The organism is Micromonospora profundi (assembly GCF_011927785.1).
Classification (GTDB): Bacteria; Actinomycetota; Actinomycetes; order Mycobacteriales; family Micromonosporaceae; genus Micromonospora; species Micromonospora profundi.
This window is the reverse complement of the sequence record NZ_JAATJK010000001.1, coordinates 208,826-223,719: the sequence shown is the minus strand read 5'-3', so window position 1 is coordinate 223,719 and position 14,894 is coordinate 208,826. Positions and strand designations below refer to the sequence as shown.

Annotated in this window: 11 protein-coding genes; 5 read left to right on the top strand and 6 right to left on the bottom strand. The window is 70.7% G+C overall.

The window, feature by feature from the left end; all coding sequences use genetic code 11:
- Positions 1-427 precede the first annotated feature (427 nt).
- The 5 genes from F4558_RS01010 to F4558_RS00990 form a co-directional block, all read right to left on the bottom strand.
- A complete protein-coding gene (locus F4558_RS01010) occupies positions 428-1,885 on the bottom strand; it encodes a P1 family peptidase (protein ID WP_167942925.1) in 1,458 nt (485 codons plus the stop codon).
- Positions 1,886-2,080: 195 nt separating this feature from the next.
- Entirely contained in the window at positions 2,081-2,878 is a 798-nt protein-coding gene (locus tag F4558_RS01005; RefSeq protein ID WP_231639947.1) for a FadR/GntR family transcriptional regulator, read from the bottom strand.
- A 208-nt stretch (positions 2,879-3,086) separates the two neighbouring features.
- Positions 3,087-3,506, bottom strand: a complete 420-nt coding sequence (locus F4558_RS01000; RefSeq protein WP_053653116.1) for an Asp23/Gls24 family envelope stress response protein — start codon at positions 3,504-3,506, stop codon at positions 3,087-3,089.
- A 225-nt stretch (positions 3,507-3,731) separates the two neighbouring features.
- Positions 3,732-4,736, bottom strand: a complete 1,005-nt coding sequence (gene meaB, locus F4558_RS00995) for a methylmalonyl Co-A mutase-associated GTPase MeaB (RefSeq protein WP_053653117.1) — start codon at positions 4,734-4,736, stop codon at positions 3,732-3,734.
- A gap of 55 nt (positions 4,737-4,791) precedes the next feature.
- Entirely contained in the window at positions 4,792-5,991 is a 1,200-nt protein-coding gene (locus F4558_RS00990; protein ID WP_167942924.1) for an acetyl-CoA C-acetyltransferase, read from the bottom strand.
- Between the two features lie 63 nt (positions 5,992-6,054).
- Here F4558_RS00990 and mce point away from each other — a divergent pair, with 63 nt between their 5' ends.
- From mce to F4558_RS00965, 5 genes are all read left to right on the top strand, one after another.
- A complete protein-coding gene (gene mce, locus F4558_RS00985; protein ID WP_053653119.1) occupies positions 6,055-6,531 on the top strand; it encodes a methylmalonyl-CoA epimerase in 477 nt (158 codons plus the stop codon).
- 387 nt (positions 6,532-6,918) lie between these two features.
- Positions 6,919-8,274, top strand: coding sequence for a crotonyl-CoA carboxylase/reductase (ccrA, locus tag F4558_RS00980; RefSeq protein ID WP_053653120.1), 1,356 nt, complete (start codon positions 6,919-6,921; stop codon positions 8,272-8,274).
- Between the two features lie 324 nt (positions 8,275-8,598).
- Positions 8,599-9,861 (top strand): cell division protein DivIVA, encoded by a 1,263-nt coding sequence (locus F4558_RS00975; protein WP_053653121.1) that lies wholly within the window; start codon positions 8,599-8,601, stop codon positions 9,859-9,861.
- A 177-nt stretch (positions 9,862-10,038) separates the two neighbouring features.
- Positions 10,039-12,213, top strand: coding sequence for a coiled-coil domain-containing protein (locus F4558_RS00970; RefSeq protein ID WP_167942923.1), 2,175 nt, complete (start codon positions 10,039-10,041; stop codon positions 12,211-12,213).
- Between the two features lie 725 nt (positions 12,214-12,938).
- On the top strand, positions 12,939-14,027 hold the full coding sequence (locus F4558_RS00965) for an AI-2E family transporter (protein WP_167947154.1): 1,089 nt from the start codon (positions 12,939-12,941) through the stop codon (positions 14,025-14,027).
- Positions 14,028-14,037: 10 nt separating this feature from the next.
- On the opposite strand, the gene F4558_RS00960 is transcribed toward F4558_RS00965, so the two are convergent.
- The gene (locus F4558_RS00960; protein WP_053658706.1) at positions 14,038-14,847 is read right to left on the bottom strand and encodes an alpha/beta hydrolase; all 810 of its coding nucleotides are present in this window, start codon (positions 14,845-14,847) and stop codon (positions 14,038-14,040) included.
- Positions 14,848-14,894 lie beyond the last annotated feature (47 nt).

The following is a 14,894-nucleotide window of genomic DNA, read 5'->3' as shown; positions in this document are numbered from 1 at the left end:
TGCCGGTCAGTCGCAGCGCCCGGTCGGTGTCCGCGCCCCGCCGCCTCCGCGCCCCCGCCGCCTCCGGGCGACGACACCCCCGGGTCCCGCCACCTCCGGGCGACGGCGCCAGCCCTCACCGCTGAGGGCTGCGTTGCCGAGTACGCCCACGGGCGTTCTCGGCGGTCCGGCCTGACGGACGAGGACGAGTCTCACGCCAGCGCACTCACCTGCGACGGGCGGTACCACGCGGCCGGCCTCGGCAGCGCACTTGCCGGGCCCCTGACCATCGAGATCGCGGGCCGCATCATCGGTAGGACCCCAGTGACCCGACGCAGAAAGCGAGGCGGGCTCCGTCCGGTGGACGGAACCCGCCTCGATCGTCGTGCGCACCTAGAGGCGCGACGTGGTGAAGCTCAGTGGACAGTGCGTGGTCAGCGGAGCCGGCTCAGGGCAGCAGCCGCCGGCGTCCCAGCACATGCCTCCCCATCAGGCCGAGGCCGAGGACGACCGCGGCCAACAGCGCCACTGTCGCACCAGTCGGGGCACCGGGGCCGCCGTCGCTGCTGCCGGCGGTGAGGACCATGCCCTCCCGCGACGACTCACGGGAGTTGTCGGACGCCGGAGCGGCGCCGTTGCTGGCCGCAGCGCCCTTGCCCTTGTCCTTCTCCTTGGCAACCGGCGCGGGGACCGGCGTCTGCGCCAGCGCCTGGGACGCCTGGGCGAAGGTCTCCGGCGTCACGGTCGGCGCCTCGCCCTGGGTACGCCACTGCTTGAGCTGCTTCATGCCCTTGCACGCCGAGGGGTAGCGGTCGCAGTAGCTGGTGGTGTTGCCGATGCTCTCGGACGAGAGAACCGCCTTGGCGATGGCGCGGGCCAGCGTGTTGGCACCGGCGTTGAAGATGGCGTTGAGCTGGCGGCTGTCGGCCGGGTCGTTGATCTGCAGCGCCTCACCCTTGCCGGTGGACACCGCGAAGACGGTGTCGCCGTCGCCGAGCGTGTGGATCGGGCTGATGGCGCGGGCCATGCCGTCGTGCGAGTTGCCGGACATGCGCTGGGCAGCGGCCTTCTCCAGCGGAGCGTTGGTGGCCACCACGGCGATCGTGGTGTTCGCCGGCTGCTCGGCGGCAGCCGAGGCGCCGCTCGGGTTGCACTCCTTCTTCTTGGGGGCCTTGTAGCCGGCGAACTCGTTGCCGATGCCGTACTTGACGCCGTACAGGGTGCAGTCGGCCGGGTCGACAGGGGAACCGGCCGGGTTGACGATCACCATCGCGCCGACGTAGATGCCGTCACCGAGGTGGACACTGGCGGTGCCGACGCCTCCACGCATACCGCCGCCGCGGGCACCGGTGCCACCGCCGACGCCACCCTGCCGGACCGGGCCGGCCGACGTGGCCTGCGCGGCGAGGTAGCCCCACTCGGCGGACGTACGCGCCTTGGCGTCACCGCCGCGACCGAGGTCGAAGATGTCCGCGGCTGGCACGATCGGGGCCACGCCTCCGGCGCCGACGCGAACGCCCTCGCCCCGGTCCTCCAGCCAGCGGATGATCCCGTTGGTGGCGGACAGCCCGTACATGCTGCTGCCGCCGAGCTGGATCGCGTTGACGCCGGGGTTGGAGTTGAGCGGGCTGAGCAGGTCGGTTTCCTTCGTGGCGGGGGCACCGCCGCGCTGGTCCACGCTCGCCACGGACATCGTCGGCATGTACACGACCGAGGTGCCGGTCAGGTACGGGGCCGTGTCGGACTGGACCTGCCCGACATGGATGCCGGGGACGTCGGTGATGGCGTTGTGAGCGCCAGGCGCGCCGGCGGCGGGATTGGCGGATGCGGGCGCTGCGCCGACGAGCACAAGTCCCTGGCATGCCAGGGCTGCCGCGGCGAGTACCGCGATTCTGGACGATTTCATGGAGCTTCTCCCATGCGAAACAGTGCGAACGTCCACTGAGGTGGGCGAACGATGCCTTGGTCAACAGCGGTGTCACTCGCGTGGCCACGAGGAGCGATGCTGGGGAGGCTACTGGTCAGACCAGTTGAGCGGAAGAGCTCGACTCATTTCAAGGTCAAGCCCAAATCAGTAAAAGTTGGTGCGCAGCCCCGGCTTTCAGAGCAATACGTCCACCATCGACCGTCGATGCTCTTGCACATATTCCGCGTAGTAATGGTGCAATTCCTGGCGGGTCAGCCGGGCGACCTCTTCGGCCTCCCCCGCTCGCATGGCATCGAGGACCCGACGGTGGTGAGCCAGAGTGCGCTCCATGAGGGCCTCGCGGTCCGGGGCCTCCGCGAGCTTGGTGGAGATCAGATCCAACACCATGCTCCGGACAGCGTCGAGGCAGAGCACAAGCAGTTCGTTCCCCGACAAGCTGGCGACGTGCTCGTGGAAGCGGACGTCGGCCGCGCTGAAGGCTTCGTACCCGTGGGCCACGGCATCCCGCATCTCCACGAGCGCCTGCTCAAGCTCGTCCAACTCGGACGGCGACGCAAGCCGGGCCGCCACGGAACCGGCAGCCGACTCGATGAGCATCCGGAACTGCAGCAGCTCCGCCACGCCCAGCCGGCGGCTGGCCACGACGCGGGCGAAGGACTTGCGCATCGCCGAGGCGGTCGAGGCGATGACCTGAGGCCCGAGGGGGTCACCGGGACGCGAACGAATCAGACCGCTGCTCTCCAGGACACGGAGGGCCTCACGCACCGTGGACCTGCTGACATCGAACTGAGTCGTCAGCTCGCGCTCGCTCGGCAACCGGTCGCCCGGCCGCAGGTCGCCAGCGGCGATCCGGTCCTCGACCTGCCGGACGATCCCCTCGTACGCCTTCACGGTGCGCACGGGGGCGAACGGGGCACCCTTGGGCATGGTGAACCTCCCGACGCGCGGCGGCCGGGCGCCGCCGAGCACCACGGTACGGGTCATTCCCCCGCCGGGAAGGCAGGCCCCGCTCCGCTGTCGCAAGCCCGCAGGCCATGCTCGCCGAGGCGTGCAACCGCTTCGTTCGGACCGGGACGTGACGCACGGAAACCAGAGCGTGAGCAACCAGTCTAGGGTCCCGCCCGTTCACGCGGGGGGCAGAAACGTCGCCGCCTCCGGTTCGCCGACGGGTACCGACACCTCAGGCTCCGGCTGCCGCTCCCGGCTTGTCCATCTCGATGTCGTCCACAGTGACGTTGACCTCGGTGACTGTCAGGCCGTACTTCTCCACTGCCTCGATCACTGCGGCCCGTACCGCCTCGGTCACGTCGGTCACGACGTGACCGGAGTCGATCACCAGGACCACGTTGATGACCGCCGAGCTGCCCTTCACGTCGGCCGAGACGCCACGGCGAGCGTCGCCCACCTCGTCCAGGCCGACCTTGTCCAGGATGGTGTTGAAGAACCGGGCCACGTCACCACCGAGGTCGGCGACACCGGGCACGGAACGGGCCGCGGCTCCGGCGATCTTCTCCACGACCTCGTCGGAAACCGACGTGACGCCCCGGGCCGCGCCCGTTGCGGCCTGCACTCCACCGGCGTTCTCCACCGCGTCCGTCATGATCGATTCTCCCCTGGTCCGACGCACTGTGGACCGACCGTCTCGTCAGCCCGCTGCGTGACAGCCGCACTTCCGGCCGCGCGCCGCGAGCCTACTAAAGCCGCAGCGATGGTCGTCTGTGGGCGCGGGTGCCACTGCCGTACGAGCGACGGAGGCCGGCGCATCGGGCGCTGCCGATCCGATACGTCCCGGTTGACGTGGACCGTCGCCGGCGTACCGACCGGGTCAGCGAGCGAGTTGAGCGAGCAGCTCGTCCGCAGCCGCGTACGGATCGAGGCTGCCCTCGGCCACCTGGGCGGCGAGCGTCGGCAGCTCCGTACCGTCACGCAGGGAACCGATCCGCGCGCGGAGGGTGCCGAGCGCGATGGCCTCGATCTCGGCGGCGGCCCGCGCCTCCTGCCGGCGGCGCAGCTCGCCGTGCTCGACAAGCCAGCCGCGGTGCTTGTCGATGGCGGCGGCGATGTCGTCGATGCCCTCGGCCCGGGCGGCGATCGCGCGGACGACCTGCGGCCGCCACTGCCCCGGCCCGCGTTCACCGAGGGCGATCATGCCCTGGATGTCGCGGACGGTGGCGTCGACGCCGTCCCGGTCGGCCTTGTTGACAACGAAGACGTCGGCGATCTCCAGGATGCCGGCCTTGACCGCCTGGATGGCGTCACCCATGCCCGGCGCCAGCAGCACGAGCGTGGTGTCGGCGAGCGAGGCGACCTCCACCTCGGCCTGCCCGACGCCGACGGTCTCCACGAGCACCACGTCGCAGCCGGCACCCTCAAGCACCCGGACCGCCTGGGGCGTCGCCGCCGACAGCCCGCCGAGGTGCCCACGGCTGGACATCGACCGGATGTAGACGCCCGGGTCGGTGGCGTGGTCCTGCATGCGTACGCGGTCGCCGAGGATCGCCCCGCCGGTGAACGGGCTGGACGGGTCGACCGCCAACACGCCGACCCGATGGCCGCGCGCCCGCAGCGCGCGGACCAGCTCGTTGGTGGTGGTCGACTTGCCCACCCCGGGCGAACCTGTCAGACCGACAACCTGGGCCTGCCCGGCGTACGGCGTCAGGGCGGCGGCGATCTCCGGCAGCAGCGCGTCGCCGTTCTCCACCAGGGTGATCAGCCGGGCCACCGCGCGGGGGTCACCCGTGCGGGCCCGCTCGACAAGCTGCGGTACGTCCCGGCTGCGGCGCACCGATGTGGTGGCCGCCGCCGGTACGTTGTCGACCGATTCGCTCACTGTGCCATCTTCGTCGACTGCCGCGGGACCCGCGAAGCCGGCTTCCTCGTCGCGCTCACTTGTCGGCCGCTGCGTTTCCCGGCACGTGGATGATCAGCGCGTCGCCCTGGCCACCGCCACCGCAGAGCGCTGCCGCGCCCGTGCCGCCGCCGCGCCGCTTCAACTCCAGCGCGAGGGTGAGGACGAGCCGCGCGCCGGACATGCCGATCGGGTGGCCCAGCGCGATCGCGCCGCCGTTGACGTTGACCTTGTCCGCGCTGATGCCGAGGTCACGGATGGACTGGATGCCGACCTGCGCGAACGCCTCGTTGATCTCGATGAGGTCCAGGTCCTCCACGCTCAGCCCGCCCTTCTTCAGGGCGTGGTTGATCGCGTTGGACGGCTGGGAGTGCAGGGAGTTGTCCGGACCGGCCACGTTGCCGTGCGCGCCGATCTCGGCCAGCCAGGTCAGCCCCAGCTCGTTGGCCTTTGCCTTGCTCATGACGACCACTGCCGCCGCGCCGTCGGAGATCGGCGAGGAACTGCCGGCGGTGATGGTGCCGTCCTTGGTGAACGCGGGACGCAGCTTGGCCAGCGACTCGGCGGTGGTGTCCGGGCGGATGCCCTCGTCGTCGCTGATCACCACCGGGTCGCCCTTACGCTGCGGGATCAGCACCGGGGTGATCTCCTCGGCGAAGTGGCCGTTCTTCTGCGCGGCGGCAGCCCGCTGGTGGCTGGCGGCGGCGAAGGTGTCCTGCTCCTCGCGGGAGATGCCGTGCTTCGTGCCGAGCCGCTCAGTCGACTCACCCATGGAGCAGCAGTCCCAGGCGTCGCTGAGCCCGTCGTGGGCCATGTGGTCCTTGATCACCACGTCGCCGTACTTGTAGCCGGAGCGCTGGCCCATCAGCAGGTGCGGGGCGTTCGTCATCGACTCCATGCCGCCAGCCACCACGATGTCGAACTCGCCGGCCCGGATGAGCTGGTCGGCGAGAGCGATCGCGTCCAGGCCGGAGAGGCACACCTTGTTGATCGTCAGCGCCGGCACCGACATCGGTACGTCGGCCTCGACCGCCGCCTGCCGCGCCGGGATCTGACCGGCGCCGGCCTGGAGCACCTGCCCCATGATCACGTACTGGACCTGGTCCGGGCTGACACCGGCCCGCTCCAGGGCCGCCTTGATCGCGATCCCGCCGAGCTTCGTGGCCGGAAGGTCCTTGAGGTTGCCCAGCAGCCGCCCCATGGGGGTGCGCGCGCCGCTGACGATCACCGAAGCCATGCCTGCCTCCGAGGGGGGTGCCCGAGCTGTACGCCTGAACGATGGTTCGGTCAGACTAACGCCATGGCAGAGAACTCCCCCGTCGAGCCCGGTGCGGACTACGTCACAGACATCGGGCTTCGCAAGATCGACCACGTCGGCATCGCCGTGCACGACCTCGACGCCGCGATCGACTTCTACGAGCGGACGTTCGGGATGCGGTGCGTGCACACCGAGACGAACACCGAGCAGGGCGTCCGAGAAGCGATGCTGGCCGTCGGACCGACGACCGAGGGCGGCTGCGTGCAGCTGCTCGCCCCGCTCAGCCCCGAGTCGACGATCGCCAAGTTCCTCGACCGCAGCGGGCCGGGCGTGCAGCAGGTCGCGTACACGGTGGTCGACATCGACGCGGCCTGTGCGGCGCTGCGCGCCCGGGGGATGCGACTGCTCTACGACGCCCCGCGGCGAGGCACGGCGGACTCCCGGATCAACTTCGTGCACCCCAAGGACGCGGGCGGCGTACTCGTCGAACTCGTCGAACCGGCCGCCACCACCCACTGAGGCGGCGCCGACGCCGCGCAACGATCGCGCAGGACCCCACAACGTCAGGGATGTGGTTGCCTCCGCCGCCAGCGAGGCAACCACATCCCTGACGTTGTTGTCGTCTCCGGGCCGCCCACCCGGCCGCGCGTCGCGCCCCGCACCCGCAGGTCGGGCCCTCGCAAGCACGTCGGTGCGCGGTTCGCGGGATCGTCGGACACCTTCACGCATCGGCCGATGCAGTTTTTCACAGAAGCTTCCCGCCCTAGCTACCGTTCAGTAACGTCCCGCCCCACAGGAGCGCGAAGGGTGCCGGATGTGTCGAATGACGACATGGCGGTCGTGCCCACCGGCGCCGACGATGGCAGCACCCGGGCCCGTGCGGGTGCGGACTAACCGGAGGTCACCGTGCAGGACATCCTCGAAGCGATCATGGCGGCGGAGGAATCGAACGATCCGGACCGCGAGCTCGCCGGCGTTGCCGGTCTGCCCGTGCCGGAGAGCTACCGGGGCGTGGTCGTCCGCGCCGAGGAAGCCCGGATGTTCGAGGGCATGGCCACCCGGGACAAGGACCCTCGCAAGGCACTGCACGTGCAGGAGGTGCCGACTCCGGAACTCGGGCCGGGCGAGGCGCTGATCGCGGTGATGGCCAGCGCGATCAACTACAACACGGTGTGGACGAGCATCTTCGAGCCGCTGCCCACCTTCAAGTTCCTCCAGCGCTACGGCCGGATCTCCGAGCTGACCCGGCGGCACGACCTCCCGTACCACGTGGTCGGCTCGGACGCGGCCGGCGTGGTGCTGCGCACCGGGCCCGGCGTGACCCGCTGGGCGGCCGGCGACGAGGTCGTCGCGCACTGCCTCTCGGTCGAGCTGGAGGACGCAGCCGGGCACGACGACACCATGCTCGATCCGCAGCAGCGGATCTGGGGCTTCGAGACCAACTTCGGTGGGCTGGCCGAGCTGGCCATCGTCAAGGCCAACCAGCTGATGCCCAAGCCGCGACACCTCACCTGGGAGGAGGCGGCAAGCCCGGGTCTGGTCAACTCCACCGCGTACCGGCAGCTCGTCTCGCACCACGGCGCCAACATGAAGCAGGGTGACGTGGTGCTGATCTGGGGCGCCTCGGGCGGCCTCGGCGGGTACGCCACCCAGATGGCGCTCAACGGCGGCGCGATCCCCGTCTGCGTGGTCTCCTCGCCGGAGAAGGCCGAACTGTGCCGCAAGATGGGCGCGGAGCTGGTCATCGATCGCACCGCCGAGGGGTTCCGGTTCTGGAAGGACGAGCAGACCCAGGACCAGGACGAGTGGCGCCGCTTCGGCGAGCGCATCCGGGAGCTGACCAGCGGTGAGGACCCGGACATCGTCTTCGAGCACCCGGGCCGGGAGACGTTCGGCGCCAGCGTCTACGTCGCCAAGAAGGGCGGCACGATCGTCACCTGCGCGTCCACGAGCGGCTACAACCACCAGTACGACAACCGCTACCTGTGGATGCACCTCAAGCGGATCGTCGGCAGCCACTTCGCCAACTACCACGAGGCGTGGCAGGCCAACCGTCTCGTCGCGCTCGGCAAGGTGCACCCGACGGTGTCCCGCACCTACCCGCTGGAGCAGACCGGTCAGGCGGCGTACGAGGTGCACCGCAACGCCCACCAGGGCAAGGTCGGCGTGCGCTGCCTCGCACCCACCGACGGGCTTGGCGTCCGCGACGGGGAACTGCGCGCCCGCCACGAGGAGGCGATCAACAGGTTCCGGGGGCAGTGAGGGGCGACGCCGCCACGGGACGCCGACCGGGCCACCTGTCGAGTCGCCGGCCGGATGGACGAGGACCGGATGACCAATGCGGTGATCGGCCATTGTTCTTGCGCCCCCATTAGCGGGATGCCGTTCCGCATCGAACAAAGGGCCACCGGGCGTACCGGTGGCCCTTTTTCTCCTCACGCTGCGTGGCGTCCGTCCCGCCCGGGACCTGCCAAGATCGCCCATTGGTCCGACCTCACCGAGCAGGTGAGTTGACCATGTAAAGAGGACACGAAAGCTCCGCACCGCTCTTGCGAAGCACCCTGGGGCGTCTGCCAGTATGTCCCAATGCCCCAGCAGCAGTCCTCCCCTCTCGCGTTCTTCGATAACGCGAACTCGCAGCCAGATTTCACCGTTGGCCTGCGCGGATACAACACTCACCAGGTCGATGACTTCATCGGCCGGATGACGGCCGCGCTGACCCAGTCCGAGCAGGCCCGCGCCGAGGCCGAGCAGCGGATGAACGACGCCCAGCGTCGGCTCCGCCAGGCCGAGCAGCGCATGAGTGCCCTCGAGCAGAAGCTCACGGACACCAACAAGCAGCTCGAAGAGAACAGCCGGCCCACCCTGTCCGGCCTCGGCACCCGTGTCGAGCAGATCCTGCGGCTCGCCGAGGAGCAGGCCAACGACCACCGCAACGAGGCCAAGCGCGAGTCGGAGGGCATCCTCTCCGCCGCCCGCCTGGAGGCCCGCGAGATCACGGACAAGGCCCGCGCCGAAGCCGCCGCGATGAAGGCCAGCGCCGAGCGCGAGGCCGGAAACCTGCGCACCGCCGCCGAGCGCGAGGCCGCCGAGGTACGGGTGCAGGCCCGCCGCGAGGCCGACACGCTGCGCGCTGACGCGGACCGCGAGACCAAGCAGCTGCGTACGGTCACCGCGCACGAGGTGGCCGAGCTGAAGTCGACTGTCGAGCGTGAGGTCGCCACCCTCCGGGCCACCGCCGAGCGGGAGATCACCCAGCAGCGGGCCAAGGCCGCCCGCGAGGCCGAGGAGAAGCGCGCCGAGGCCACCAAGCTGCTCACCGACGCGCGGGACAAGCGCGACAAGGACCTCCAGGCCCTGGAGCTTCAGCTGGCCGAGCGGCGCGAGAAGGCCGAGCGCGAGGAGTCCGAGCGGCACGCCGCCCAGGTCGCGCAGACCCAGAAGCTGGTGAGCGAGGCCGAGCAGCGCGCCCGGGCCGCGCAGGAGCGCGCCAAGGAGATCGAGCAGCGCGCCGAGGCCCGCCGTGTCGAGTCGGAGCGCCACGCCAACGAGACGATCGACAAGGCCAAGGCGCACTCCGAGAAGACGCTCAACGAGGCCAAGGCCGAGTCGCAGCGCCTGCTCACCGAGGCCCGCACCGAGGCCGAGCTGACCACCCAGGCTGCCCGCCGCGAGGTCGAGGACCTCACCCGGCAGAAGGACGCCGTCACCTCGCAGCTCGGTCAGATGCTCTCCGGGCTCGCCGGCATCGTTCCCGGCGTACCGGCGGCTGCCGCCCCGGCGGCCAAGCCGGAGGCGAAGAAGGCCGATGGCGGTCAGGAGCGGGTGACCGCGGAGACCGCTGGCTGACGCGAGGCGTCAGGGCGGGGCATCGACGGCGCGAGGTGACACCGGGTAACCGGTGTGACCTCGCGCCGTGTGCGTTTCCCACCCACTGGCATCGCGGGCTCGCGACCAAGTGAAGTAGGTCCCACAAGGGGCGTCCGTATCGCCCCAGCAGGGTCCGATGCGTGTGAGGATGGGGGCATGTCGCACGGCGAGGAACTGTTCGCTCTCGGCGGGGACGTGACCACGGAGCCCAGCTTCGAGTCCGCTCTGCGGGGGTATGAGAAGAAACAGGTCGACCGGTACGTCGCGCGTGCCGAGCACGAGATCGCGACCCTCGCCGCCGAACGGGAACAGGCCTATACACAGATCCACAAACTGGCCGGCCAGGTCGAGGTGCTCCAGCGGGATCTGACGCAGGTCCGCAAGCAGATGAACGTTGTGGACCGCGCCTCGTTCCGCCATCTGGGCCCGCGCGTCGAGTCGATCCTCACGCTCGCCGAGGAGCAGGCCGAGCAGATCCTGTCGGCGGCGAACGAGGAGATCGAGGGCCGTCGCGCCGCCGCCGAGCACATCATCGAGGAGGCCCGCGAGCAGGCCGCGCGGGCGCTGAAGGACTTCGAGATCGCGCTCGCCGCCCGCCGCCAGGAGGAGGAGCGGCACAGCGCCGCTCGACGCGCTGAGGCGGACGAGACCCTGCGGTCGGCCCGGGACGAGTCGGCGAAGCTGCGCAAGACGGCTCAGGACGAGCTCGCCAAGGCCCAGCAGGAGGCCACCCAACTCCGGGACACCGCCAAGGAGATCCACACCCGCGCCCAGCAGGAGGCCACCAAGCTGCGTGAGGCCGCCCGCGAGGCGCTGGCCACGGCGCGGCAGGAGGCCAGCGATCTGCGGGAGGCGGCCAAGGAGGTGCACGCCAAGGCCCAGCAGGAGGCCAAGCGGCTCACCGACACCGCGACCGAGGCCGGCAGGGCGACCCACGCGAAGGCGCAGCAGGAGGCCAAGCAGATCATCGACGACGCGTCGATGGCGGGCCGGGCCACCCGGGCCAAAGCCCAGCAGGAGGCGGAGCGTCTGACCACGCAGGCGTCGGAGTCGGCCAAGCGCAGCCGGGCCGAGACCGAGGCGTACGTGCAGCGGATGCGCACCGAGACCGAGACGTACGTGCAGCAGGCTCGGGCGCAGACCCAGCAGGAGTTGGGCGCGTGGCGGGCCGGCGTGGAGCAGGAGGTCAACTCCCGGCGGGAGGCGGCCGACCGGGAGTTGGCCCAGCGCCGGTCCACCGCCGAGCAGGAGTTCGCCAAGCGCCGCGACGAGTTGGATAAGCAGCACAAGGCCCGCCAGCAGGAGCTGGAGGCCGCGTTCACCGGCCGCCAGCAGGAGTTGGAGACGACCTGGGCCGCGCGCAGCGACGAGCTGGAAGCCGAGCACTCGGCCCGTAAGAACGAGCTGGAGACCGAGTACACCAGCCGCAAGAACGAGATCGAGCAGGGCGCCGCCGCGATCCGCCTGGCCGCCGAGCAGGACGCCTCGGCGATGCGCGAGCGGGCCGAGACCGAGGCCGCCGAGCTGCTGAGCCGGGCCGAGACCGAGGCGGGCGACAAGCGCCGCAAGGCCGACGAGCACGTGGCGGCTTCCCGCCGCCAGTTCGAGGAGTACGCGGCCACCACCCAGCAGCACCTGGCCACCACGCAGCAGCACCTGGCGGCGACGCAGCAGGAGGCTGCCTCCGGCCGGCAGCAGCTCGCCCAGGTCATGTTGGAGATCGCCCAGGCTCAGCAGCAACTCGCCGACCTGCGGCAGGAGACGTGGAAGGCCCGCCAGGAGTCCGACGAGCTCGAACGGCAGATGGCCGAGCTGCGCTTGCAGAGCGCCACGGGCCCGATCGACGGCCCGACCGCGCCGACCACCGCCAACGGCTCGGCTGTAGCCGCCGCGGTGAACGGCGACAGGCCGGCTGCGCCCACCACGATGAACGGCGACGGGTCGCCTGTGCCCACGGTGAACGGCGACGCCGACGCGACCACCGGTCCTAAGGCCGAACCCGCCGACGCCAAGCAACCGGTGGGCGCTTCAGCGGACGCGGACGGGCAGTCGACGACCCGACCGGTCGGACAGCCAGTGGTTGCCACGCCTGATGGGTCCGGGCAGTCGACGACCCGGCCGGTCGCCGAGCCGGTGACCACGGTCGACGGCGCCGCGGCCAGCGCGGGCGTGGACGGCGAGCCGACAGTGGCCGCAGTGCCCGGCGAAGGTGGCCGAGGCACCAAGCCGACCAAGATCACCAGCACCGGTGAGAACGGCAAGCGGCCCAGCAAGCCGACCACCGACGAGCGCAGCGCCAAGCCGAGCAAGGTCAAGATCGAAAAGGACTAACGGCTACCGCCGCAGAACAGCGCGGCGCGGCGGTGGGTTCGCCTCCGGACACGCGAGAGGTACCAGCAACTACACGTAAACGAAAGGCAAGCAGACCCCTCACACCCCGCAACCCGGCGACCCCACAGCCCGGCGCCCCCGCGACCCCGCGACCCCGCGACCCCGCGACCCCGCGACCCCGCGTCGATCATGGAGTTGTGGTGGCCGATTTAGGCATTTCCGCACCTTTCGTGGGGCACCACAACTCCATGATCGACGGGACTCCTGGTTCCGACGCCCCTTTGGGGATGGCACGGGGCGGATGGGTGTCGGCGGTTGGTTCTGTCCTGGTGGGCCTGATACCTGAGAGTCATTTTGATGACTCTCAGGTATCACGTATATGTGGGAACGTGCCGGTGCGGACCCAAGCGACCACACCATGAGGTGACGGTGGTCGAGGTCGGCACCTGGCGCACCACGTTTGACGACCTCGTGGCCGGTGGCAACGATGAAGTGTCACTCTGCTGACGCGCTGCCTCGCCGGGAGGCGACCGCCGCCCGTCGTCCCGCTGCTGATCCGGAGGTCCCTGGTGCCACAGCACGGCCAGCCCGCCGACGACCAGGCCGCCACGCCCGGTCCCCCACCACCCAAGACACCACAGAGCGAGACGCCGCACAACCAGACGGCCCGCGACCAGGCGGCCCACGACCAGACGGCGGGCACCGAGACGCCTCGCCGGGAGCCGGTGCCGGACTTTGAGCCGGAGGACCTGCCGGCTGCCCCGTCGGGCAGGTTCGGTACGCCTGGGCGTCCGCTGCGGCGCAGCAGCTTCCTGCTCGGCTTCACCGGCGCGTTGGGGGTGCTGCTGGCGTACACCCTTTATCTGGGGATTCGCAATGCCGGCGGCATCCTGGTGCTTGTGGTGATCGCGCTGTTCCTCGCGGTCGGTCTCAACCCGGCGGTGGTGCGACTGCGCCGCTGGGGTGCCCCGCGCGGCCTGGCGGTCGCGGTCGTTGCCCTGGCCGTGGTACTGCTGCTCTGCGGTGGGGTGGTGGCGCTGGTCCCGCCGATCCTGACGCAGTCCGGGCAGTTCATCGAACAGTTGCCCAGTTACGTCGAGGACCTGCGCCGCAATCCGACGGTCAATGACCTGGTGGTGCGGTACGACGTGGTGGAGCGGGTGCAGAGCGCGGCCAACGCGGACACGATCGGCCGCGCGCTCGGGGGGGTCCTCGGCGGCGCACAACTGATCTTCGGTACGGCGTTCCGGACGCTTACCGTGCTGGTGCTGACCATCTACTTCCTTGTGTATTTCGACAGGTTGCGCTCGCTGGGCTACTCGCTGGCGCCCCGGTCGCGGCGCGAGCGGGTGCAACTGATCGGCGACGAGATCCTGGCCAAGGTCGGCGCCTACATGGTGGGCGCGCTGAGCATCGCCGTGCTGGCCGGCGTGACGACCTTCGTCTTCGCGCTGATTGTCGGGCTGCCGTACCCGTTCGCGCTGGCCGTGGTGGTGGCGGTGACCGACCTGATCCCGCAGATCGGCGCGACCCTGGGCGCGGTGATCGTCAGCCTCGTCGGGTTCGCCACCAGCCTGCCGGTGGGCATCGCCTGCGTGGTTTTCTTCCTCATCTACCAGCAGGTGGAGAACTACCTGGTCTACCCGAAGGTGATGCGCCGCTCGGTGGAGGTCAACGAGGTCGCCGCCCTGCTGGCCGCGCTGCTCGGGGTGGCGCTGCTGGGCGTGGTGGGCGCGCTCATCGCCATCCCGACCGTGGCCGCGCTGCAGCTGATCCTGCGCGAGGTGGTGCTCCCCCGCCAGGAGAGCCGCTGACGCGTGCGGGTCAGTCGGCCCTGCCGGCAGCCGGCCCGGGTACGGGCGTGTCGGCGAACGCCGCCACCGTCCGGTCGGCGTACGCGCTGACGTCACCGGATTCCATCGGCCCGTCCCAGGTGGTCGGCAGCGGCACCTCGACCGCCGGGTTGACCCGACGGACGATCTCGTCGAGCACCGTCTCGGCGTCGCCGACCCACAGGTGCTTCGCTCCCGGCACCCCTACCACCTCGGCCTGCGGCACTGCCGCGAACCGTTCCCGCGCCTCGGCCGGGCGCAGGTAGTCGTCGAACTCGGGCACCAACGCCACTAGCGGCCGATCGGAGCCGGCCCAGGTGGCCAGGTCCTCGGGGGCCGAGAAGCGCAGCGGCGGGGAGAGCAGGATCGCGCCGACGATCGCCGGGTCGCAGCCGTACTTGAGGGCCAGGTCGGTGCCGAACGACCAGCCGACCAGCCAGATGTTGGGCAGCTCGGCGAACTCCGCGTACTCGATCGCGGCGGCCACGTCGAAGCGCTCGCCGACCGCCCCGTCGAACGCCCCCTCGCTGGTGCCGCGCACGCTGCTGGTGCCCCGGGTGTTGAACCGGAGCACGGCCACGTCGGCCAGCGCGGGCAGCCGCCACGCCGCCTTACGGAAGACGTGGCTGTCCATCATCCCGCCGTGGGTGGGCAGCGGGTGCAGGCAGACCAGGGTGGCCACCGGCGGCCGTTCGGCCGGTAGGGCCAGCTCACCGACCAGCCGCAGACCATCGGCGGTGTGCAGCTCGATGTCCTCCCGGCGGCCGGGCAGGATCGACGACGCGCGGATCGTTGTGCTCACCGCTCAAGTCTGTCGCGAAGTCGCCGCCACCGCCCGCCCAGACGCGA